1 protein-coding gene is annotated in these 26,746 nt (G+C 66.3%); it reads left to right on the top strand.

What is annotated here, in order from left to right; genetic code table 11:
* Window positions 1-33: 33 nt before the first annotated feature.
* On the top strand, window positions 34-26,736 hold the full coding sequence (locus AC3EO7_RS30435) for an SDR family NAD(P)-dependent oxidoreductase (protein WP_435593099.1): 26,703 nt from the start codon (window positions 34-36) through the stop codon (window positions 26,734-26,736).
* Window positions 26,737-26,746 lie beyond the last annotated feature (10 nt).

The following is a 26,746-nucleotide window of genomic DNA, read 5'->3' on the forward strand; positions in this document are numbered from 1 at the left end:
GTCACGGTGACCGTAGGAAGAGCTGGAACAATAATGACGAAGCCCGACGACAATACCCAGAAGCTCGCTCAGGCGTTGCGCGTCTCACTCAAAGAGACCGAGAGATTGCGTGCCCGCAACCGCAAGCTCGACGCAGCCCTTCGCGAACCTATTGCGATTGTGGGTATGGCGTGTCGTTATCCGGGTGGTGTCGGCTCTCCCGAGGACCTCTGGCGGTTGGTCTCGGACGGGACCGACGCGACGTCGGAGTTCCCCGAAAATCGAGGCTGGGATACCGAACGTCTCTACGATCACACCGGCGAGACACCGAACAGCACCTATACCCGCGAGGGTGGATTCCTGCATTCCGCCGGCGAGTTCGATCCGGCGTTCTTCAATATCAGTCCCAACGAAGCCGCGCTGATGGATCCGCAGCAGTTTCTGCTGCTGGAGACCTCATGGGAGGCGTTCGAGCGGGCCGGCGTCGATCCCGGCTCGCTGAAGGGAAGCCGGACCGGTGTGTGGGTCGGCATGATGTATCACGACTATCCGGCCAATGCGAATTCGGGATCGATCGCGTCCGGGCGAGTGTCGTATGTGTTCGGTCTGGAAGGGCCCTCGGTCACCGTGGACACGGCGTGTTCATCGTCTTTGGTGGCAATGCATTCGGCTGCGGCGTCGTTGCGGTCGGGGGAGTGTGATCTGGCATTGGCCGGTGGTGTGGCGGTGATGGCCACGCCGGAGACCTTCGTGGAGTTCAGCCGACAGCGCGGGCTGGCCCCGGACGGGCGGTGCAAGTCCTTCGCCGATGCCGCCGATGGGGTGGGCTGGTCGGAAGGTGTCGGCGTACTGGTGTTGGAGCGGTTGTCCGACGCGCAGCGTAACGGTCACCAGATTCTTGCGGTGATCGCTGGTTCGGCGGTGAATCAGGATGGCGCCTCGAATGGTTTGACCGCGCCCAACGGTCCGTCGCAGCGGCGGGTCATTCGGGCGGCGTTGGCGAATGCCGGGGTGTCCCCTGGCGAGGTGGACGTGGTCGAAGCTCACGGCACCGGTACGACTCTGGGCGATCCGATCGAAGCCCAAGCGCTGCTGGCGACCTACGGGCAGGACCGTGATGCGGATCGTCCGTTGTGGTTGGGGTCGTTGAAGTCCAACATCGGTCATTCCCAAGCCGCGGCGGGTGTGGGTGGTGTGATCAAGATGGTGATGGCGATGCGGCACGGTGTGCTGCCCCAGACCCTGCATGTCGATCAGCCCAGCACCAAGGTCGATTGGACCGAAGGCCACATCCGGTTGCTGACCGAGGCGGTGGCGTGGCCGGTGGCAGATCGGCCGCGTCGTGCCGGTGTCTCGTCCTTCGGTATCAGCGGCACGAATGCTCACGTCATCGTGGAAGAGGCCCCCGCGACCGAGCCGGTGGTGGATCAGGCTTCGGTGCCGGTGGTGAAGACTGTCCCGGCCGGTGGGTTGCTGCCGTGGGTGGTTTCGGCGCGTGGTGGTGAGGCTCTTGCGGGTCAGGCGGTCCGTTTGGCGTCTCATGCGGGTGAGAACGATCTGGATCCGGTGGATGTCGGTTTCTCGATGGCGTCCACGCGTGCTGTGTTCGAGCATCGCGCTGTTGTCGTGGCCGATAACCGTGATGGTCTGCTGGCGGGAGTGCGGGCGCTGGGTCGCGCCGAAACCATTCCCGGTGTGGTGACCGGTCGTGTGCTGCCGGGTTCGACGGGTGTGGTGTTTTCCGGTCAGGGTGCGCAGTGGGCGGGTATGGCTGCCGAGCTGCGTGGTGCGTATCCGGTGTTCGCCGAGGCTTTCGATGCGATCGTCGCTCAGCTGGATCCGCTGTTGGGACAGTCGGTTTCGCTGAACGTGGCGTTGGCCGACGAGGCTCTGATCGATCGGACGGTGTTCGCTCAGGCGGGGTTGTTCGCGTTCGAGGTGGCGTTGTTCCGGCTGCTCGAGTCGTGGGGCGTGCGTGCGGATGTGGTGGCCGGTCATTCGATCGGCGAGGTGGCTGCCGCGCATGTGGCGGGTGTGTTGTCGTTGGCGGATGCATGCGTGCTGGTGGCGGCGCGTGGCCGGTTGATGCAGGCGTTGCCCGCGGGTGGGGCGATGGTGGCCGTGGGTGCGTCGGAGACCGACGTGCTGCCGCTGCTGGTTGATGGCGTATCGATCGCGGCGGTGAACGGTCCGTCATCGGTGGTGCTCTCCGGTGTCGAGGACGCGGTTGCCGCTGTTGTCGAGGTGTGCGTAGAGCGTGGGTGGCGGACGCATCGGTTGCGGGTTTCGCACGCTTTCCATTCGGTGTCGATGGAGCCGATGCTGGATGAGTTCGCGTCGGCGATCGCGGGTTTGGCGTTCACTCGGCCGAGCATCCCGTTGGTGTCCACGGTGACCGGTGTCCGGATCGTCGACGAGATGTCCGATCCGTCGTATTGGGTCGGTCAGGTCCGGGACACGGTGCGTTTCGCCGATGCGGTCGCCGCGATGGCGGGTATGGGAGTGTCCCGGTTCGCCGAGGTCGGTCCCGATGCGGTCCTGACCCCGATGGTCGCCCAGACTCTCGACGACGGGGCTGCCGCGGTGGTGGCGCTGGCGCGTCGAGACCATGCCGATCCGTCCACGGTGCTGGGCGGGGTGGCCGGGTTGTTCGTCTCCGGCGCTGTGGTGGATTGGGCTGGTTTCTACGCCGGTACCGGGGCTCAACGAATCGACCTGCCCACCTATGCCTTCCAGCACGAGCGCTTCTGGCTCGATGCCAAGCAGGTGCTGGCGCAGTCGTGGCTGGGAGCCGAGCTGGGTGGGGTCAGCTCGGCCGGGTTGGATGTGGTGGATCATCCGTTGCTGGGTGCGGTTGTGCCGCACCCGGATTCGGGTGGGGTGAGTTTCACCGGCCGGTGGTCGGTGGGCTCTGTCGAGTGGCTGGCCGACCACAGCGTGCTCGGCACCGTGTTGCTGCCGGGAACCGGTTTTGTCGAGCTGGCCAGTTACATCGGCGATATCCTGGGCTGTGCCGTGGTGGACGAGCTCGTCCTGCATACCCCGTTGACGCTCCCAGCCGAGGGCAGTGTCTCGGTGCAGGTCGTGGTGGCCGCTGCTGACGAGGCCGGTCGTCGACGGCTGAGTGTCCATTCTCGGCAGGCGGGCGAGGGTCCGTGGGTGCTGCACGCCGAAGGTGTGCTTGCGCCGGGTGATGTGGTGGCCGATTTCGACCTCGCCTCGTGGCCTCCCGCCGGTGCGCAGCCGATGCCCATTGACGGTGTCTATGACGAGCTGCTCGATGTCGGCTATGGATATGGCCCGTTCTTCCAGGGTTTGCGGGCGGCATGGCAGCGCGGCGATGAGTTGTTCGCCGAGGTCGCGCTGCCGGATCCGCAGGACGCCAACGGTTTCGGGATTCATCCGGCATTGTTCGACTCGGCGTTGCATGCCGGGATAGTTCATGGTCTGCGCGGTGGTGTCGAGGGTTTCCCGGCGCTGCCGTTCACCTGGAACCGAGTGGTGATGCACTCGGTCGGCGCTGCCGCGGTGCGGGTCCGGATCGTGCTTCAAAGCGATCGGTTCGCCGTGCAGATGGCCGATGAGCAGGGCCACCCGGTGTTGTCGGTGGGGGCCTTGGTTTCTCGGCCGGTATCGGCTGAGCGCCTCAGCGCGGATCGGGTGTCGGAGGCCCTCTTCGGCTTGGAATGGCTGACTGCCCCGCTGTCGGCGGGGGAAGTCGAACCGGCTCGCGTAGCGGTACTCGGGGGCCAGAGTTCTGGCGGGGTGCGGGGTTACGATGATCTTCCGTCGTTGATCGCCGATCTGGACGCGACTTCCGACTCGGTTGTTCCCGACATCGTGTTGCTCGAGTGCCCCTCCCACAGTGGTGCGGTGCCGGAGGCTGCGCGCCAGGTTGTCACCGGTGTTCTGGACACTGTTCAGGGCTGGCTGGCCGATAGTCGTTTCGCTGGTTCTCGTTTGGTCGTACTCACCGAACAAGCAGTGGCTGTTGCCGATTCGGAGCAGGTGGATCTGGGTCAGGCTCCGGTGTGGGGGCTGTTGCGTGCCGCGCAGGCCGAACACCCAGGGCGATTCCAGCTTCTCGACCTGGACCACCCCGACCTGGCCCGAGACCGTGACCCGGTCTCTATCGCGACCGTGGCAACGGCTGCTGCGACGGAACCGGAGGCCGCGCTCCGTGGCACGACCCTGCTCGTGCCGCGGTTGACCCGTCACGCACCCGGCACGATCGCCCGGCTGTCCGAGCCCGGCACTGTGCTGATTACCGGTGGCACCGGTGGCCTCGGTGCGGTGATCGCTCGACACCTTGTGACCGAACACGGTGTGCGCCATCTGCTTTTGACATCTCGGCGTGGCCCGGATGCCCCTGGCGCGGCTGAACTGCGTGACGATCTGCTCGAGCTCGGCGCGCAGGCGACCATCACCGCATGTGACGTGTCCGATCGGGACGCACTGGCGGCACTGCTGGAAACCATCCCGGCCCAGCATCCGCTGGTGGGTGTCGTGCACGCGGCCGGAACCGCCGACAACGGCGTGATCGAGTCGATCACGCCGGACCGGATCGACCATGTCTTCGGACCCAAGCTCGATGCCGCGTGGCACCTTCACGAACTCACTCGTCAGCACTCGCTGTCCCTGTTCGTGCTGGTGTCTTCCGCGGGTGGGCTGGTGCTGGCTGCCGGTCAAGCGAACTACGCTGCCGCGAACGTCTTCCTCGATGCCCTCGCGGCGCATCGCCGCAGCCTGGGACTACCCGCGACCTCCCTCGATTACGGGTTGTGGGCGAGATCGAGCGGGCTCGGCGTCGAGCTGTCCGACGACGACTTCGATCGGATGCGCAGGCAGGGTTTCCCTCCGCTGACCGAGGCTGACGGTCTGGCGCTGTTCGATTCGGCGATTGGCACTGATACCGCGCAGTTGGTGGCTTTGCGGGTCGACCCGGCCGTGCTTCGCACTCGGGGCGAGCAGATCCCGGCTCTGGTGCGCGCGATCGCCCCTGTCCCGGTGCGCCGCCACGGTCGAACCCCGGCAGGTCAGGCATTCGCGCAGAAGCTGGCGGGTCTCTCTGACACCGCTCGCAAGAGCGCTCTGCTCGACCTGGTCCGATCGGTCGCTGCCGAGGTCCTCGGGCACGCTTCTCTCGATGCTGTCGAACCCCAGCAAGCGTTCCAGCAGCTCGGGTTCGACTCTTTGAGGGCAATCGAGTTCCGTAACAGGCTCAACACTGCGACCGGCCTGCAACTACCGGCCACCCTCGTCTTCGATCAGCCCAACCCGCAGATCGTTGCTGACTTCATCGATTCCCAGCTGACAGGCACAAATCAGGACATCGAGGTCACTGCCAGCAGAACTGTTGGCGACGACCCGATTGCGGTGGTGGCGATGAGCTGCCGCTACCCCGGTGGTGTCGCCTCGCCGGAGGACCTGTGGCGACTGGTCGTCTCGGGCATCGATACCACCGGTGAGTTGCCGGTGGATCGTGGCTGGGATATCGAAGGCATCTACGATCCGGAGCCCGGCAAGGCGGGGCGGACCTACACCCGCCAGGGTGGATTCCTCTATTCGGCCGCCGATTTCGATGCGGACTTCTTCGGGATCAGCCCTAACGAAGCCACGATGATGGATCCCCAGCAGCGGTTGCTGTTGGAGGTGTCGTGGGAGGCGTTGGAGCGGGCCGGTGTGGATCCGGCTGTGCTGCGTGGCAGTTCGACCGGTGTCTTCACCGGTGTGATGTACCACGACTACGCCCAGGGAACCGGCACCGGTAGCAGCACTGCCGGAAGTCTGGTCTCCGGTCGCATCGCCTACACGCTCGGGCTGGAAGGCCCGGCGGTGTCGGTGGATACGGCGTGCTCGTCGTCATTGGTGGCTCTGCATTTGGCCGCGCAGTCGTTGCGGTCGGGCGAGTGTGATCTGGCGTTGGCCGGTGGTGTCGCCGTGATGGCCACCCCGGATATGTTCCTCGAATTCAGCCGTCAGCGGGGGCTGGCCCCGGATGGGCGGTGCAAGTCCTTCGCCGACGCCGCCGACGGTGTGGGCTGGTCCGAGGGCGCTGGAATGTTGGTGTTGGAGCGGTTGTCCGATGCCCGCCGCAATGGTCATGAAGTTCTCGCGGTGGTTGCGGGTTCGGCGGTGAACCAGGATGGCGCTTCGAATGGTTTCACCGCGCCCAATGGTCCTTCGCAGCGGCGAGTGATCCGTCAAGCGCTGGCGAATGCGGGGGTGTCGCCGGTCGAGGTGGATGTGGTGGAGGCCCACGGTACGGGTACCACGTTGGGTGATCCGATCGAGGCGCAGGCGCTGCTGGCGACGTATGGGCAGGATCGTGATGCGGATCGTCCGTTGTGGTTGGGGTCGTTGAAGTCCAACATCGGTCATTCCCAAGCCGCGGCGGGTGTGGGTGGTGTGATCAAGATGGTGATGGCGATGCGGCACGGGCTGCTGCCGCAGACCCTGCACGTCGATAAGCCCTCCACAAAGGTCGATTGGTCCGAAGGCCACATCCGATTGCTGACCGAGGCGGTGGCGTGGCCGGAGGTGGATCGGCCGCGTCGTGCCGGTGTGTCCTCGTTCGGCCTCAGCGGCACCAACGCTCACCTCATCGTCGAACAGGCCCCGACAGCTGACCCGGCTGCCGTGCCGGTGGCCAAGACCGTCCCGGCCGGTGGCGTGCTGCCGTGGGTGGTCTCGGCGCGCAGTGTCGAGGCGCTTGCCGAGCAGACCAGGCGCCTGGTATCGCATATCGACGACGACCACGACTCGATCGACATCGGCTTCTCGCTCGTGACTTCGAGAGTGTTGTTCGACCACCGGGCCGTGGTGCTGTCACCCGAAGGCGATGGCCTGCGGGCCGGTACACAAGCGTTGGGTCGCGGCGAAACGATTCCCGGTGTGGTGACCGGTCGTGTGGTGCCGGGTTCGACGGGTGTGGTGTTTTCCGGTCAGGGTGCGCAGTGGGCGGGTATGGCTACTGAGCTGCGTGGTGCGTATCCGGTGTTCGCCGAGGCTTTCGATGCGATCGTGGCTGAGTTGGATCCGCTGTTGGGGCAGTCGGTTTCGCTGGGTGAGGCGCTGTCGTCCGAGGACATGGTCGATGCGACGGTGTTCGCTCAGGCGGGGTTGTTCGCGTTCGAGGTGGCGTTGTTCCGGCTGCTGGAGTCGTGGGGCGTGCGTGCGGATGTGGTGGCCGGTCATTCGATCGGCGAGATCGCGGCTGCGCATGTGGCGGGTGTGTTGTCGTTGGCGGATGCATGCGTGCTGGTAGCGGCGCGTGGCCGTTTGATGCAGGCGTTGCCCGCGGGTGGGGCGATGGTGGCCGTGGGTGCGTCGGAGGCCGACGTGCTGCCGATGCTGGCCGGCGAGGTGTCGATCGCGGCGGTCAATGGTCCGTCGTCGGTGGTGTTGTCCGGTGTCGAAGATGATGTCGTGGCTGTCGCTGATCGGTGTGCCGAACGTGGTTGGCGCACACACAGGTTGCGGGTCTCGCATGCTTTCCATTCGGCATTGATGGAGCCGATGCTGGCCGAATTCGCCACGGCGATCGATGGTTTGGCGTTCACTCGCCCGAGCATCCCATTGGTGTCCACGGTGACCGGTGCCCGGATCGTCGAGGAGATGTCGGATCCGTCGTATTGGGTCGGTCAGGTCCGGGACACGGTGCGTTTCGCCGATGCGGTCGCCGCGATGGCGGGCCTGGGTGTCGCCAGGTTCGCCGAGGTCGGGCCCGACGCGGTGCTTACCCCGATGATCACCCAGACGCTCGACGGGCGCCAGGCGGGCGCGGCTGCTTCGGCTTCTACCGTGGTGGCTTTGGCGCGTCGAAACCATGCCGATCCGGCCACGGTGCTGGGCGGGGTGGCCGGGTTGTTCGTCTCCGGCGCCGAGGTGGACTGGGCCGGTTTCTACACCGGTAGCGGGGCCCAGCGAATCGATTTGCCCACCTACGCTTTCCAGCGTCGGCGTTATTGGATGCCCGAAGGGTCTGCCGGTGGTGGTGACGCTCGATCGATGGGTCTGGTGGCTACCGGACATCCCTTGGTCTCCGCGGTGGTGTCGCAACCGGATTCCGACGTGGTCGCCGTCAGCGGCAGGTTGTCGCTGCGGACGCATCCGTGGCTGGCCGATCACAGGGTCATGGACACCGTGCTGTTCCCCGGCACCGGTTTGGTCGAACTCGCCATGCACGCCGGCGAGCGTGTGGGCTGTTCGAGCTTGGATGAGCTGATTCTGCGGGCTCCGCTGGTGTTGCCGGAGTCGGCGGGCGTTGCGGTGCGTGTCGTCGTCGGTGGCGAGGACCACGAGGGGCGTCGCGGGGTGCGGATCTTCTCCCGCCCCGATGATGGTGTCGATTCGGTGGCGTCGTGGACGTTGAACGCGGAGGGTGTGCTCGCGTCCGGAATCGACAGCGCGGCTGCCGATCTGGTGCAGTGGCCGCCCGCCGGTGCGGTCGCCGTGGACATCGATGGGGTGTACGACTCCCTCGATGCGCAGGGCTATCACTACGGTCCGGTGTTCCAGGCGCTGCGGTCGGTCTGGCGGGCATCCGACGGTCTGCTCTATGCCGAGGTCGAATTGCCTGAGCAGGCCCGAACCGAGGCAGAGCGTTTCGGTGTGCATCCGGCGTTGCTGGATGCGGCGTTGCATGCCTTGCGTTTCGCCGATGACACCCCTGCGGACGGAACCGGTGTGGCGTTGCCGTTCGAGTGGTCCGGTGTCACGGTGCATGCGGCGGGTGCCGATGCGCTGCGGGTTCGACTCACTCGCGTCGGCGAGCACGGTGTTGCTCTGGATCTGGCGGACTCGACCGGTGCTGCGGTGGCGACGGTGCGGCGTCTGGCTTCCCGGCCGATCGATCCCGGGCAGCTCACCACCGGTGCATCCATTGCTCGCACTGCCGTGTTCGATGTCAGCTGGACGCCGATCTCGGTGTCCGAGGGTGAAGTCGCCGCGGTTGCATGGGCGGATCTCGGTGACGTGGTCCCCGCCGCGGTGGTACTGGACTGCCCTGCGGGTAATGATCCCGCCGCCGTTCATGCCGTGACCCATGATGTGCTGCGGGTGCTTCAGTCCTGGATTGCCGATCATCGGTTCGGCGAGTCGGTGCTCGTGGTCCGGACCAGTGGTGCGGTATCGGTTGCCGGGGAGGACATTACGAACCTGGCGGGTGCCGCCGTGGGTGGTCTGGTGCGTTCCGCCCAGGCGGAGAGCCCTGGCCGGATCGTGTTGATCGACACCGATTCCCACGATGCCGGTTCCGAACTCGATGCGCTGCTGGGTGGGATTCTGGCTGCGGAGGAACCACAGGTGGCCGTGCGTGGCGGGCAGGTACACAGAGCGCGACTCGCCCGAGTCGTCTCCACCGCCGCGACCGCTCCGGCGACCGACGCCTTCGACCCCGACGACACAGTTCTGATCACCGGCGCCAGCGGCTACCTCGGTGGGTTGTTCGCCCGGCACCTGGTCGACGCATATGGCGCGCGCCGTCTGTTGCTGTTGAGTCGGCGCGGTGAGTCTGCTCCCGGCACCACCGAGCTACGCGCGGAGTTGCAGCGTCTCGGAGCCGAGGCCGAGTTCGTCGCCTGCGATATCGCCGACCGCGGCGCGCTCGCCGAGGTGCTGGCGGGCGTGCCCGACGGTCATCCACTCACCGGCGTGTTCCACATGGCTGGGGTGCTCGATGATGGTGCCATCGCTTCGCTGACCTCGGATCGGTTGGATGCGGTGTTGGGGCCCAAGGTCGATGCCGCCCTGCACTTGCACGAGCTGACCGCCGATCTGCCGTTGAAGGCGTTCGTGCTGTTCAGCTCGGTGGCCGGCTCATTCGGAAACGCCGGTCAAGGCAACTATGCCGCGGCCAACGCGTGCCTGGACGCCCTGGCGGCACACCGCAGGGCATCCGGGCGACGCGGCAAGTCTTTCGCCTGGGGTCCCTGGGGCGCGGACGGAGGCATGGCGGCAGAGCTCAGCGACGTCGACCGGCACCGCATGTCTCGTTCGGGCATGCTGCCATTGTCGAAGGAACAGGGCCTCGCGCTGTTCGATGCCGCGACAGGAGCGGATACAGCCGCCCTCGTCCTTGCCCGTTTGGACCTGGATGCCTTGCGCAGCGCGGGATTCGCCGCGCCCGCGCTGCTTTCCGCGCTGATCCCGCATCGCCGGAAGGCGGCTTCGGGCGCATCCACGGCGCTTCGCGCTCGTTTGGCGAACACTCCCGACGGTGAACGTTTCGGTGTGTTCGTCGAGATCGTCCGTGGACAGGTCGCGGCGACTCTGGGACACCAGAACGCGAACGCGATTGCAGCGGACAAGGCCTTCGGCGAGCTGGGCTTCGATTCGATCACCGCTATCGAGTTCCGCAACGCCCTCAAGACCGTGACAGGCCTACACCTCCCCGCGACTCTGGTGTTCGACTACCCGACACCACAGGCTTTGGCCGAATATCTGGCCGACGAGCTCACCGGCACGGGGCAGGACGTCGAGGTCGCTGCCAGCAGAACTGTTGGCGACGACCCGATTGCGGTGGTGGCGATGGCTTGCCGCTATCCCGGTGGTGTGGCCTCGCCGGAGGACCTGTGGCGGCTGGTCGTTTCGGGCGTTGATACCACCGGTGCGTTGCCGGTGGATCGTGGCTGGGATATCGAGGGCATCTACGATCCCGAACCCGGTCAGGCCGGTAAGACCTACACCCGTCAGGGTGGATTCCTCTATTCGGCAGGCGATTTCGATGCGGAGTTCTTCGGGATCAGCCCCAACGAGGCCGTGATCATGGATCCCCAGCAGCGGTTGCTGCTGGAGACCTCATGGGAGGCGCTGGAGCGCGCCGGTGTCGATCCGGCTGTGCTGCGAGGCAGTTCGACCGGTGTCTTCACCGGCATGATGTATCACGACTACGCCCAGGGAACCGGTAACAGCGCTGCCGGGAGTTTGGTGTCCGGGCGAGTGTCGTATGTGTTCGGTCTGGAAGGGCCGTCGGTCACCGTGGACACGGCGTGCTCGTCATCGCTGGTGGCAATGCATCTGGCCGCGCAGTCGCTGCGGTCGGGCGAATGTGATCTGGCGTTGGCCGGTGGTGTCGCCGTGATGGCGACACCGGAGATCTTTGTGGAGTTCAGTCGACAGCGGGGGTTGTCCCCGGATGGGCGGTGCAAGTCGTTCGCCGATGCCGCCGATGGTGTCGGCTGGTCCGAAGGCGCCGGTGTGCTGGTGTTGGAGCGGTTGTCCGACGCCCGCCGCAATGGTCATGAAGTTCTCGCGGTGATCGCCGGTTCAGCGGTGAATCAGGATGGTGCGTCGAATGGCTTGACCGCGCCCAATGGTCCGTCGCAACGGCGTGTGATCCGGCAGGCTTTGGCGAATGCCAAGGTGTCGCCGGTCGACGTCGATGTGGTGGAAGCCCACGGTACGGGTACCACGTTGGGTGATCCGATCGAGGCGCAGGCGCTGCTGGCGACGTATGGGCAGGACCGTGATGGGGATCGCCCGCTGTGGTTGGGGTCGTTGAAGTCCAACATCGGTCATGCGCAGGCCGCCGCGGGTGTGGGTGGTGTGATCAAGATGGTGATGGCGATGCGGCACGGGGTGCTGCCCCGAACGCTGCATGTCGATCAACCCAGCACCAAAGTCGATTGGACCCGAGGCCATATCCGGTTGCTGACCGAGGAGGTGGCGTGGCCGGAGGTGGATAGGCCGCGTCGTGCCGGGGTGTCCTCGTTCGGTATCGGCGGCACCAATGCTCACCTCATCCTGGAGCAGGCTCCGGTCGTGGAACCGGCGCCGGTGGAGTCGGCGCCGGTGGTGGAGTCCGTTCCGGCCGTATTGCCGTGGGTGGTTTCGGCGCGTAGCGGTGCGGCCCTTGCCGGTCAGGCCGGGCGTCTGGCGTCGTACGCGGACGATCACGACCTGAATCCGGTGGATGTGGGCTTCTCGCTCGCGTCCACGCGCGGTGTTTTCGAGCATCGGGCCGTGGTGCTGTCACCCGAGCGCGACGGTCTCTGGGCGGGCATACAAGCGTTGGGTCGCGGCGAATCGATTCCGGGTGTTGTGTCCGGTCGTGTGGTGTCGGGTTCGACTGGTGTGGTGTTTTCCGGTCAGGGTGCGCAGTGGGCGGGTATGGCTGCCGAGCTGCGTGGTGCGTATCCGGTGTTCGCCGAGGCTTTCGATGCGATCGTGGCTGAGTTGGATCCGCTGTTGGGGCAGTCGGTTTCGCTGGGTGAGGCGCTGTCGTCCGAGGACATGGTCGATGCGACGGTGTTCGCGCAGGCGGGTTTGTTCGCGTTCGAGGTGGCGTTGTTCCGGCTGCTGGAGTCGTGGGGCGTCCGCGCGGATGTGGTGGCCGGTCATTCGATCGGCGAGATCGCGGCTGCGCATGTGGCGGGGGTGATGTCGCTCGGGGATGCGTGTGTGCTGGTAGCGGCGCGTGGCCGGTTGATGCAGGCGCTGCCCGCGGGTGGGGCGATGGTGGCCGTGGGTGCGTCGGAGGCCGACGTGCTGCCGATGCTGGCCGGCGAGGTGTCGATCGCGGCGGTGAACGGTCCGTCGTCGGTGGTGCTCTCCGGTGGCGAGGACGCCGTCGCCGTTGTCGTCGAGGCGTGCGCAGCGCGTGGTTGGCGGACGCATCGGTTGCGGGTCTCGCACGCTTTCCATTCGGTGTCGATGGAGCCGATGCTGGCCGAATTCGCCACGGCGATCGATGGTTTGGCGTTCGCTCGCCCGAGCATCCCGTTGGTGTCCACGGTGACCGGTGCCCGGATCGTCGAGGAGATGTCGGATCCGTCGTATTGGGTCGGTCAGGTCCGGGACACGGTGCGTTTCGCCGATGCGGTCGCCACGATGGCGGGTATGGGAGTGTCCCGGTTTGCCGAGGTCGGTCCCGACGCGGTGCTGACCCCGATGATCGCCCAGACCCTCGACGGCGGGCAGGCGAGCGCGGGGGCTGCGGTGGCGGCTCCTGCGGTGGTGGCGTTGGCGCGTCGAGACCATGCCGATCCGGCCACGGTGTTGGGCGGGGTGGCTGGACTGTTCGTGTCCGGCGCCGAGGTGGACTGGGCCGGTCTGTATGCCGGTACCGGTGCCGCGCGAATCGACCTGCCCACCTACGCCTTCCAGCGTCGACGTTATTGGATGACCGAAGGGCCCGCCGCCGGTGGCAATGCCCGGGCGATGGGGCTCGTCGCCACCGGGCACCCTTTGGTCTCGGTGGTCGTCTCGCAACCGGACTCCGACGCGGTAACTCTCACCGGCCGCCTGTCGGTGCAGACGCACCCATGGCTGGCCGACCACACAGTTGTGGACACCGTGCTGTTCCCCGGTACCGGTTTGGTCGAACTCGCCTTGTACGCCGGAGAACAGGTCGGCTGCTCGACCCTCGAGGAACTGGTCCTACAAGCCCCACTGGCACTGCCGGAGTCCGCCGGACTCGCGGTGCGCGTTGTGGTCGGCGCCGAGGACGAGACCGGCCGTCGCGCGGTGCGTATCTTCTCCCGGCCCGATGATGGTGTCGATTCGGTGGCGTCGTGGACGTTGAACGCCGAGGGTGTGCTCGCGTCCGGAATCGACAGCGCGGCTGCCGATCTGGTGCAGTGGCCGCCCGCCGGTGCGGTCGCGGTCGATATCGATGGGGTGTACGACTCCCTCGACGCACAGGGCTATCACTACGGTCCGGTGTTCCAGGCACTGAGGTCGGTGTGGCGCGGATCCGACGGTCTGCTCTATGCCGAGGTCGAATTGCCCGAGCAGGCCCGAACCGAGGCGGAGCGTTTCGGTGTGCATCCGGCGTTGCTGGATGCGGCGTTGCATGCCTTGCGTTTCGCCGATGGCATGTCGGCGGACGGAACCGGTGTGGCGTTGCCGTTCGAGTGGTCCGGTGTCACGGTGCGTGCGGCGGGTGCTGATGCGTTGCGCGTTCGGCTCACCCGGGTCGGCGAGCACGGTGTTGCTCTGGATCTGGCGGACTCGACCGGTGCTGCGGTGGCGACGGTGCGGCATCTGGCTTCCCGGCCGATCGATCCCGCGCAGCTCATGGCCGGCGCATCCGTCGTCGGTAATGCGTTGTTCCAGATCGGCTGGACACCGATCGCGGTGCGTGAAGCCGAAGTCACCGCGGTGGCGTGGGCGGAGCTCGGTGAGCAGGTTCCGCAGGCGGTGGTGTTGGAGTGCCCGACGGGTAATGATCCCGCCGCTGTCCATGCTGCGACTCATGAGGTCCTCGAGGTATTGCAGTCCTGGATTGCGGGCAATCGATTCGCCGAATCGGTGCTGGTAGTCCGGACCGGTGGTGCGGTATCGGTTGCCGGGGAAGACGTTACGAACTTGGCCGGTGCGGCTGTGTGTGGTCTGGTTCGTTCCGCCCAGGCGGAGAATCCTGGCCGGATCGTGTTGATCGACACCGATTCCGAACTCGACGGGCTGCTGGGCGGGATTGTCGCCGTGGCCGAACCGCAGGTGGCGGTGCGTGATGGGCGAGTACACCTTGCGCGCGTCGGCCGAATCTCCGCTCCGACGACCACTTCAGCTGGGGGTTCCTCCGCGGCAGCTTCGGCTGTGAGTTCGTCCTTCGGCCCGGACGATACTGTTCTGGTCACCGGTGCCAGCGGCTACCTGGGTGGGTTGTTCGCCCGGCACCTGGTCGACGCACATGGTGTGCGCCGGCTTCTGCTGTTGAGCCGCCGCGGTGAATCCGCTTCCGGCGCTGCCGAGTTGCGGGCGGAGTTGCAGCGTCTCGGTGCCGAGGTCGGGTTCGTGGCTTGTGATGTCGCCGATCGCGGCGCGCTTGCGCAGGTGTTGGCCGAGGTGCCTTCCGGTCACCCGCTGACCGGTGTGTTCCACATGGCCGGCGTTCTCGACGACGGTGCGGTCGGTTCGTTGACCCCGGCCCGGATGGATGCCGTGTTGGGGCCCAAGGTCGATGCTGCCCTGCACCTGCATGAACTGACCGCCGATCTGCCGTTGAAGGCGTTCGTGCTGTTCAGTTCGGTGGCCGGTGCGTTCGGCAACCCTGGTCAAGGCAACTATGCCGCGGCCAACGCGTGCCTGGATGCTCTCGCGGCGCACCGCAGGGCATCCGGGCTCTGCGGCAAGTCTTACGCCTGGGGTGTATGGAGCATGGACGGGGGTATGGCCGCAGAACTCAGCGACCGGGACCGTCACCGCATGTCTCGCTCGGGTTTGCTGCCGATCTCGGAGGAACAAGGCCTCGCGCTGTTCGATGCCGCGACAGGGTTGGACACAGCTGCCCCTCTCCTTGCCCGTTTCGACCTGGACGCGATGCGCAGTACGGGATTCGCGGTGCCCGCACTGTTTTCCGCGCTGATCCCGCATCGCCGCAAAGCGGCCTCAGGTGCTTTCACGGCGCTACGCGCTCGTTTGGCGAACACTCCCGACGGTGAACGTTTCGGTGTGCTCGTGGAGATCGTGCGTGGTCAGGTCGCGGCGATTCTGGGTCATCAGGACGCGAATGCGATTGCGGCGGACAAGGCCTTCGGTGAGTTGGGTTTCGACTCGCTCACTGCTATCGAGTTCCGCAATGCTCTCAAAAACGTGACAGGCCTGCGGCTGCCTGCGACGCTGGTGTTCGACTACCCGACACCGCAGGCTTTGGCGAAGTATCTGGCCGACGAGTTCGCCGGCACCAGCCGCGATGTCGAGGTTACTGCCAGCAAGGCTGTTGACGACGAGCCGATCGCTCTGGTCGGAATGGCCTGCCGTTACCCGGGTGGTGTCGCCTCGCCCGAAGACCTGTGGAGTCTCGTCATGTCGGGCGTCGATAGCATCGGTGAGTTGCCGATGGATCGTGGCTGGGACGTCGATGGTATCTACGATCCCGAACCTGGCAAGGCGGGCAAGACCTACACGCGCCGGGGTGGATTCCTGTACTCCGCAGCCGATTTCGATGCCGAATTCTTCGGGATCAGTCCCAATGAGGCCACGATGATGGATCCGCAACAGCGGCAGCTACTGGAAACGACGTGGGAGGCGTTGGAGCGGGCCGGTGTGGATCCGGCTGTGCTGCGTGGCAGTTCGACCGGTGTCTTCACCGGCGTGATGTACCACGACTACGCCCAGGGGAGCGGCAGCAACGCTACCGGCAGTTTGGTGTCGGGTCGGATCGCCTACACGCTGGGGTTGGAAGGCCCGGCGGTGTCGGTGGATACGGCGTGTTCGTCATCGTTGGTGGCGATGCACCTGGCTGCGCAGTCGTTGCGGTCGGGTGAGTGTGATCTGGCGTTGGCCGGTGGTGTGGCGGTGATGGCGACACCGGAGACTTTCGTGGAGTTCAGCCGTCAGCGAGGGTTGTCGCCGGACGGGCGGTGTAAGTCCTTCTCCGATAACGCCGATGGGGTGGGCTGGTCCGAGGGTGCCGGTGTGTTGGTGTTGGAGCGGTTGTCCGACGCTCAGCGCAACGGCCATCGGATTCTTGCGGTGATGGCCGGTTCGGCGGTGAATCAGGATGGTGCGTCGAATGGTTTGACCGCGCCGAACGGTCCTTCGCAGCGGCGGGTGATCCGCCAAGCATTGGCCAACGCCGGGGTCTCGCCGGTCGAGGTGGATGTGGTGGAGGCCCACGGCACCGGGACCACCCTGGGCGATCCGATCGAGGCGCAAGCGTTGCTGGCCACTTACGGTCAGGACCGGAACCCGGATCGTCCGTTGTGGTTGGGGTCGTTGAAGTCCAACATCGGCCATGCTCAGGCCGCCGCGGGTGTGGGTGGTGTGATCAAGATGGTGATGGCGATGCACCATGGCGTGCTGCCCCGAACGCTGCATGCGGATCAGCCCTCCACCAAGGTCGATTGGTCCGAGGGGCATGTGCGGTTGTTGACCGAGGCGGTCGAGTGGCCGGCGGCGGATCGGCCGCGTCGGGCTGGTGTGTCCTCGTTCGGTATCAGCGGCACCAACGCCCACGTCATCCTGGAACAGGCCCCGGTGGTGGAGCCTGCCGCGGTACCGGTTGTGCGGACCGTCCCGGCTGTGCTGCCGTGGGTGGTTTCGGCACGCAGTAGGGATGCTCTTGCCGCTCAGGCTGATCGTTTGACATCGCGCGCGGGCGAGCACGATCCGATTGATACCGGTTTCTCGCTGGCGTCGGCGCGCAGTGTGTTCGAGCATCGCGGAGTTGTCGTGGCCGAGGGCCGTGACGATCTGCTGGCGGGTGTGCGGGCATTGGCTGCGGGGGTGCAGGCACCGGGTGTGGTGTCCGGTCGTGTGGTGTCGGGTTCGACTGGTGTGGTGTTTTCTGGTCAGGGTGCCCAGTGGGCGGGTATGGCTGCCGAGCTGCGCGGAGCGTATCCGGTGTTCGCCGAGGCTTTCGATGCGATCGTCGCTCAGCTGGATCCGCTGTTGGGGCAGTCGGTTTCGCTGGGTGAGGCGCTGTCGAGCGATGAACTGATCGATCGGACGGTGTTCGCTCAGGCGGGTTTGTTCGCGTTCGAGGTGGCGTTGTTCCGGCTGCTCGAGTCGTGGGGCGTGCGTGCGGATGTGGTGGCCGGTCATTCGATCGGCGAGATCGCGGCTGCGCACATCGCCGGGGTGATGTCGCTCGCGGATGCGTGCATCCTGGTCGCCGCGCGTGGCCGCTTGATGCAGGCGCTGCCCGCGGGTGGGGCGATGGTCGCTGTCGGTGCGTCGGAGGCCGACGTGCTGCCGATGCTGGCCGGCGAGGTGTCGATCGCGGCGATCAATGGTCCGTCGTCGGTGGTGTTGTCCGGTGTCGAAGACGATGTCGTGGCTGTCGCTGATCGGTGTGCCGAACGTGGTTGGCGCACACACAGGTTGCGGGTCTCGCATGCTTTCCATTCGGTGTCGATGGAGCCGATGCTGGCCGAATTCGCCACGGCGATCGATGGTTTGGCGTTCAGTCGCCCGAGTATCCCGTTGGTGTCCACGGTGACCGGTGTCCGGATCAACGACGAGATGTCCGATCCGTCGTATTGGGTTGGCCAGGTCCGGGACACGGTGCGCTTCGCCGATGCGGTCGCGACAATGGCAGGCACGGGTGTCGCCAGGTTCGCCGAGGTCGGGCCTGATGCGGTGTTGACTCCGATGATCGCGCAGATCGTGGATGACGAGCAGGTAGGCGCTTCTGCCGTTGTGGCGCTGGCTCGTCGAAACCATGCCGATCGGTCCACGGTGTTGGGCGGCGTGGCAGCGCTGTTCGTCTCTGGTGCCGAGGTGGATTGGGCTGGTTTCTACGCTGATTCCGGGGCCCAGCGAATCGACTTGCCCACCTATGCCTTCCAGCACGAGCGTTTCTGGATCGATACCAGGCAGATGTTGGCGCAGTCCTGGCTGGCGGCCGAGCTGGGTGGGGTCAGCTCGGCCGGGCTGGATGTGGTGGATCATCCGTTGCTGGGTGCGGTTGTGCCGCACCCGGATTCGGGTGGGGTGAGCTTCACCGGCCGGTGGTCGCTCGACTCCGTCGAATGGCTGGCCGACCACAGCGTGCTCGGCACCGTGCTGCTGCCCGGAACCGGACTTGTGGAGCTGGCCAGCTACGTCGGCGGCCTGTTGGGCTGCGGTGTGGTGGATGAGCTCGTCCTGCACACTCCGTTGACGATGTCGGCCGAGGGCAGTGTCTCGGTGCAGGTCGTGGTGGCCGCTGCTGACGAGGCTGGTCGTCGGCGGCTGGGTATCCATTCTCGGCAGGCGGGCGAGGGTCCGTGGGTGCTGCACGCCGAAGGTGTGCTTGCGCCGGGCGATGTGGTGGCTGATTTCGACCTGATCTCGTGGCCTCCTGCGGGCGCGCAGCCGGTGCCTGTCGACGGTGTGTATGACGAGCTGCTCGAACTCGGGTACGGGTATGGCCCGTTCTTCCAGGGTTTGCGGGCGGCGTGGCAGCGCGGCGATGAGTTGTTCGCCGAGGTCGCTCTGTCGGATCCGCGGGACGCGGAGGGTTTCGGGATTCATCCTGCGCTCTTCGATTCTGCGTTGCATGCCGGGATAATTCATGGTCTTCGTGGCGGTGGTAGTGGCGTCCCTGCGCTGCCTTTCGCTTGGAACCGGGTGGTGTTGTACTCGGCCGGTGCTGCCGTAGCGCGGGTGCGCATTGTGCTTCAGGGCGATCGGTTCGCTGTGCAGATCGCCGACGAGCAGGGTCAACCTGTACTGTCGGTGGGCGCCTTGGCTTCTCGGCCTGTGTCGCCTGAACGCCTGGGCGCGGGCCGGGTGTCGGAGGCCCTCTTCGGCGTGGATTGGGTCGCTGTTCCGCTGTCGTCGGCGGCGAGTGTCGAGCCGGGTCGTGTTGCGGTACTCGGTTCTGGCCGGGGTTCCGGTGACCAGAGTTCCGGTGAGGTGCGGCGTTATGGTGATCTCGCGGCGTTGATCGCCGATCTGGATGCGACTCCCGACCTGGTTGTTCCTGAGATCGTGTTGCTCGAGTGCCCGCACCATGATGGTGCGCCGCCGGAGGCCGTGCGGCAGGTTGTGGCCGGTGTTCTCGGCACCGTTCAGCGGTGGCTGGCCGATTCTCGTTTCGCCGGTTCCCGTTTGGTTGTGCTCACCAGAAAAGCCATGTCCACTGCCGATTCGGACCAGGTCGATCTGGGGCAGGCGCCGGTGTGGGGTCTGTTGCGTGCCGCGCAGGCCGAACACCCGAGTCGATTCCAGCTCCTCGATCTGGATCAGGACCGTGACCCGGTCTCTGTCGCGACCGCAGCGGCAGCTGGAGAACCGGAGGCCGCGCTACGCGGGACGACCCTGCTCGCGCCGCGCTTGACCCGTCACGCACCCGGCACGATTGCGCGGCTGTCCGAGCCTGGCACGGTGCTGATTACCGGTGGCACCGGTGGTCTGGGTGCGGTGATCGCTCGACATCTGGTGACCGAACACGGTGTGGGACATCTGCTTCTGACATCTCGGCGTGGACCGGATGCTGACGGCGCGGCTGAATTGTGTGCGGAGCTGGTCGAGCTCGGTGCGCAGGTGACCATCGCCGCGTGCGATGTGTCCGATCGGTCTGCGCTGGCGGCGCTGCTCGACACCATTTCTGACCAGCATCCGCTGGTTGGCGTGGTGCACGCGGCCGGAACCGCCGATAACGGGCTGATCGAGTCGATCACGGCGGACCGGATCGACCATGTCTTCGGACCCAAGCTCGATGCCGCGTGGCACCTTCACGAACTCACTCGTCAGCACTCGCTGTCCCTGTTCGTCCTGTTGTCTTCCGCGGGTGGGCTGGTGCTGGCTGCCGGTCAAGCGAACTACGCTGCCGCGAACGTCTTCCTCGATGCCCTCGCCGCACATCGTCACAGCCTGGGACTACCGGCGACCTCCCTCGATTACGGGATGTGGGCGCGATCGACCGCGCTCGGCGCCGAGCTCTCCGAGGACGCCTTCAACTGGATGCGCAGGCAGGGCTTCCCTCCGCTGACCGAGGCCGACGGTCTGGCGCTGTTCGACTCCGCGATAGCGACTGATACCGCGCAGCTGGTGGCTTTGCGGATCGACCCGGCTGTGCTTCGCACCCGGGGCGAGCAGATCCCGGCCCTGGTCCGTGCGATCGCCCCTGTCCCGGTGCGCCGCCACAGCCGAACCCCGGCAGGTCAGGCATTCGCGCAGAAGCTGGCCGGTCTCTCTGATACCGCTCGCAAGAGCGCCCTGCTCGACCTGGTCCGATCGGTCGCCGCCGACATCCTCGGGCACGCTTCTCTCGATGCTGTCGAACCCCAGCAAGCGTTCCAGCAGCTCGGGTTCGATTCTCTGGGCGCTGTCGAGTTCCGTAACAGGCTCAACGCCGCGACGGGTCTGCAATTGCCGGCCACTCTCATTTTCGATTACCCCAACGCGCAGATCGTCGCCGAGTTCATCGATTCCCAACTCACCGGTACCGGGGCTGTCGATGAACTCGCGATCAGTCGGGTACGAGCCGACGACGAGCCGATCGCGGTGGTGGCGATGAGCTGCCGCTATCCAGGTGGTGTCGTCTCGCCCGAAGACCTGTGGAATCTGGTCACCTCGGGTATCGACACCACCGGCGAGATGCCCGTGGATCGTGGCTGGGACATCGACGGTATCTATGACCCCGAACCTGGCAAGGCAGGCAAGACCTATACCCGTCAGGGTGGGTTCTTGTATTCGGCAGCGGAGTTCGATGCGGATTTCTTCGGGATCGGTCCGAACGAGGCCGCGGGGATGGATCCGCAGCAGCGATTGCTGTTGGAGGTGTCGTGGGAGGCGTTGGAACGGGCCGGTGTCGATCCTGTCGTGCTACGTGGCAGTTCGACCGGGGTGTTCACCGGTGTGATGTACCACGACTACGCGCAGGGCACTGGTAGCAGCGCCGGCGGTAGTTTGGTGTCGGGTCGGATCGCCTACACGCTCGGGCTGGAAGGCCCGGCGGTGTCGGTGGATACGGCGTGTTCGTCATCGTTGGTGGCGATGCACCTGGCTGCACAGTCGTTGCGGTCGGGTGAGTGTGATCTGGCGTTGGCCGGTGGTGTCGCGGTGATGGCCACCCCGGAGATGTTCCTCGAGTTCAGTCGTCAGCGGGGTTTGGCTCCGGATGGGCGGTGCAAGTCGTTCGCCGATGCCGCCGACGGTGTGGGCTGGTCCGAGGGCGCTGGAATGTTGGTGTTGGAGCGGTTGTCCGATGCCCGCCGTAATGGTCATGAAGTTCTCGCGGTGGTTGCGGGTTCGGCGGTGAATCAGGATGGCGCTTCGAATGGTTTGACCGCGCCGAATGGTCCTTCGCAGCGGCGGGTGATCCGTCAAGCGCTGGCGAATGCGAGGGTGTCGCCGGTCGAGGTCGATGTGGTCGAGGCTCACGGCACCGGCACCACCCTCGGGGACCCGATCGAAGCCCAAGCGCTGCTTGCTACTTACGGTCAGGACCGGGACCCGGATCGTCCGTTGTGGTTGGGGTCGTTGAAGTCCAATATCGGTCATGCTCAGGCCGCGGCGGGTGTGGGTGGTGTGATCAAGATGGTGATGGCGATGCGCCATGGTGTGTTGCCGCGGACGCTGCATGTCGATCAGCCCAGCACCAAGGTCGATTGGACCGAGGGGCATATCCGGTTGCTGACCGAGCAGGTGGCGTGGCCGGAGGTGGATCGGCCGCGTCGGGCTGGTGTGTCCTCGTTCGGGATCAGCGGCACGAATGCTCACGTCGTCCTCGAGCAGGCTCCGACGCCGGTGGGGGCTCCGGAGCCGGTGGCCAAGACCGTCCCGGCCGGTGGCGTGCTGCCGTGGGTGGTCTCGGCGCGTAGCGGTGCGGCTCTTGCCGGACAGGCTGCCCGGCTGGCATCGCATGTCGTCGATCACGACCTGGATCCGGTGGACGCCGGTTTCTCGATGGCGTCCACGCGTGCTGTGTTCGAGCATCGCGCGGTTATCGTCGCCGATGACCGCGATGGTCTGCTCGAGGGTGCGCGGGCGTTGGCCGCCGGCGTGCAGGCACCGGGTGTGGTGTCCGGTCGTGTGGTGTCGGGTTCGACTGGTGTGGTGTTTTCCGGTCAGGGTGCGCAGTGGGCGGGTATGGCTGCCGAGCTGCGTGGTGCGTATCCGGTGTTCGCCGAGGCTTTCGATGCGATCGTGGCTGAGTTGGATCCGCTGTTGGGGCAGTCGGTTTCGCTGAACGTGGCGTTGGCCGACGAGGCTCTGATCGATCGGACGGTGTTCGCTCAGGCGGGTTTGTTCGCGTTCGAGGTGGCGTTGTTCCGGCTGCTGGAGTCGTGGGGCGTGCGTGCGGATGTGGTGGCCGGTCATTCGATCGGCGAGATCGCGGCTGCGCATGTGGCGGGGGTGATGTCGCTCGGGGATGCGTGTGTGCTGGTAGCGGCGCGTGGCCGGTTGATGCAGGCGTTGCCCGCGGGTGGGGCGATGGTGGCTGTCGGTGCGTCGGAGGCCGACGTGCTGCCGATGCTGGTTGATGGCGTATCGATCGCGGCGGTGAACGGTCCGTCGTCGGTGGTGCTCTCCGGTGTCGAGGACGCCGTCGCCGTTGTCGTCGAGGCGTGCGCAGCGCGTGGTTGGCGGACGCATCGGTTGCGGGTCTCGCACGCTTTCCATTCGGTGTCGATGGAGCCGATGCTGGCTGAATTCGCCACGGCGATCGATGGTTTGGCGTTCGCTCGCCCGAGCATCCCATTGGTGTCCACGGTGACCGGTGCTCAGATCGTCGAGGAGATGTCGGATCCGTCGTATTGGGTCGGTCAGGTCCGGGACACGGTGCGCTTCGCCGATGCGGTCGCCACGATGGCAGGGATGGGTGTGACCCGGTTTGCCGAGGTCGGGCCCGACGCGGTGCTGACCCCGATGATCGCCCAGACCCTCGACAGCGCGACCACAATCGCTCTGACCAGACGAAACAGTGCGGATCCCGCGACCATGCTGACGGGTCTCGCCCGGTTGCACGTCACAGGTTCGGCGGTGGATTGGACGAGCTATTACGCCGGCGCCGGAGCCACGAAGGTAGACCTACCGACATACAACTTCCAGCGCCGCCGCTTCTGGGTCACGGGCCCGCTGCACACAGGCGGGGCACATGCGCTCGGTCTGCGGTCCACCGAGCACCCCATGCTGGGCGCATTGATGGCGCAGCCGGAGAGTGGGGGCGCCAGATTCAGCGGCCGCCTGTCCACGGTCACCCATCCCTGGCTGGCCGATCATGACGTGCTCGGTACCGTGCTGCTGCCCGGCACCGGATTCGTCGAGCTGGCCGTTTACGCCGGAGGCCAGGTCGACTGTCCGGAACTGGAGGAGCTCACTCTTCTCGCGCCGCTCGTGCTCCAAGGGCATGGCGGAGTACAGATCCAGGTGATCGTCGGTGACGGTGACGAGTCCGGTCGCCGACGGCTCGACATCTACTCGCGCCGTGACGAGGACGATCCGTCGGTCCCGTGGGCGCACCATGCGCAAGGCACCGTGAGCCCGAGCGGAGAGTCCGACGAACCGGAAGTCTTGGCCGACTTCGCTCAGTGGCCACCGGCCGGTGCTTCCGAGATCGGTTTGGCAGGCGCTTACGACGAGCTCGCCGACAACGGATACAACTACGGGCCGGCTTTCCAAGGGCTGGTGGCACTTTGGCGCCGAGGCGAGGATCTCTTCGCGGAGATTGCTCTGCCCGAGCAGACCGCTACCCAGGGCTACGGCATACATCCGGCACTGCTCGACGCGGCCATGCACGCACTGCCCTTCGGACTTCGGCGGGGCGTGGACGAGGACACCGAGCGGCCGACGCTCGTTCCCTTCGCTTGGTCTTCGGTGCGTTTGCACGCCGACGGCGCCCGGCGGGTGCGGGTTCGGTTGACCTGGTCGGATCAGGGGACAGTTGCCCTGGCGATGGCCGATTCCGATGGCGCGCCACTGCTTTCCGTAGGGTCCCTCGCGTTGCGCCCGTTGTCCGCCGACCTGCTCTCGGCCGCGACCCGGTCTTCGCGGGACTCGCTGTACGAGGTCGCTTGGCGGCCCGGTCCGGAGCTGCGATCCGTGGCAGGCGTCTCCTGGGCCGAGTGGGGTGCGGCGGAGTCGGCCTCGGTCTCGCTCTTCCGGCCCCCGGTCGACGGCGTGGAAGTGCCGGTCCGGCTGCGCACGGCCTTGCACCGCACGCTCGGCGTCATCCAGGAGTTCGCGCGCGAAGAACGCTATGCCGCAAGCACTCTGGCGGTGATCACCGACTCCACCGATCCGGCCGCGGCCGCGGTGTGGGGTCTGGTGCGCGCCGCGCAGGCGGAGAACCCAGGGCAGATCGTGCTCATCGAGGCTCACGCGGAGACAGCGACGGATCATCTTGTCGCCGCGGCGATGTCGGGCGAACCGGAACTGGCTGTCCACACGGATGGGGCACGGGTGCCGCGGCTCACTCGTGCCGCGTCGCCCGAATCGGAGCGGCAGGCACCCTGGGATTCCGAGCGGACCGTGCTGATCACCGGTGGTACCGGCGGGATCGGTAGCCACCTCGCCAAGCACCTGGTGAACGCGCACGGTGTGCGGCACCTGCTGCTGGCAGGCAGGCGCGGACCAGCAGCCGCCGAGGATCTCATCGAGGAACTCGATGCTCTCGGCGCCCGGGTTCGCGTAGTTGCCTGCGATGTCACGGACCGTGATGCGCTGCGAGACCTGCTGGCCTCGATACCCGCGGAGCATCCGCTCGGCGCGATCGTCCACGTGGCTGGTGTTGCCTACAACGGGCTGGTCGATACCTTGACGCCGGAGCAGATCGACTACTCCCTCGGTGCCAAGGCCGACGCCGCCTGGTACTTGCACGAGCTCACCCGTGACGCCGGGCTGTCCGCCTTCGTGATGATCTCCTCGGTGGCAGGCTTGATACTGCCCGCAGGTCAGGGCGGCTATGCGGCGGCCAATCTGTTCCTCGACGCGCTCGCGACCCACCGTCGTGTCGAAGGTTTGCCGGCCACCTCGCTCGCCTATGGTCTGTGGGACATCGAAACCGGACTCTCGCAGTGGCTCAGTGAGGCCGACCGGCAGCGTATGCGCCGCCAAGGTCTGCCGCCACTGGCTGCCGACAAGGCGCTCGAGCTGTTCGACGCGGCATTGTCCACGGACCGTCCGGTGCACGTTCCGGTCGAGATCGACCTTGCCACGTTGCGTGCTCAGGACGCGGTGCCCGCGCTGCTGCGCGACTTGGCCAAGCGGACCGGGCGGCGGCAGAGCGCTGGAACACAGGATGCGAGTGCGGTCCGCAGGCGACTGGCACAACTGTCCGAGCCAGAACAGGAACAGTGGCTCCGGGCGCACATCCTCGAGAACGCGGCGAGACTGCTGGGACATGAGAGCGCTGAGGCACTCGATCCCGAGCGGGACTTCCTCGAATCGGGGTTCGACTCCCTGGCTGCCATGGAGTTGCGAACCGCCCTCAACGCTTCCACCGGCCTGACGCTGCCGACGGCCGCGATCTTCGATCACAAAACGCCGGCGGCACTGGCCCGATACCTGCAGAAGGAGCTCACCGCAGACTCACGAACCGACCACGAACCAGGTGGTGCGGACGACTCGTTGTACGGGATGTTCCGTGGCGCGGTAGCGTCCGGCCAGGCCGACAAGGGTTTCGCTTTGTTGCGGGCGGCGGCGGAGCTGCGCGAGCAGTTCTCGTCGGCCCACGAACTGGATCGACTGCCGGTGCCCACGCGAATCGCCACGGGTTCCACCCGGCCACGCATCATTTGCCTCGCTCCGCCTCTGGCCACCGGCGGCGCGCATCAGTACGCCCGGATCGCATCGCACTTGCGAACTGCCCGTGACGTTTTGGCGCTGCCGCCGATCGGTTGCCGGACGGGAGAGCCACTGCCGACAACGCCGGCGGCGGCGGCGGAAGCAGTGGCGCGCTCCGTCTTGGAGGCGGCGCAGGGAGATCCGTTCGTTCTGGTCGGATACTCCTCGGGCGGCCTGTTGGCCTACCTCGTCACCGAGCACATGGAAGCGGCTGGTGGCCCAGCGCCCGCCGCGGTGGTCATGGTGGACACCTACAAGGTGAACGACGACAGTGAATGGCTGCTTCGGGCGATGTTCGAACACATGGTGTCGGCGGAGGGTACGTTCGGTCGCTTCGATCAGGCCCGGCTGACCGGGATGGGCCGGTATGTGCAGCTCCTGAAGGAGATGGTGCCCGGCTCCGTCGCCACGCCGACGTTGTTCATCCAGTGCGCCCAGAACTTCCTGGGGAGCTCATCGGATCGCGTGAACTGGCAGGCCGAACCGTGGGATTCGACGCATACCGTTGTTTCGGTACAGGCTGACCACATCACGATCCTGGAGGACGGCTCTGCGGATGTCGCCGAAGCGATCGAGGATTGGCTCGAGAGCTAGGAACAACGAC

The organism is Nocardia sp. bgisy118, from assembly GCF_057708605.1.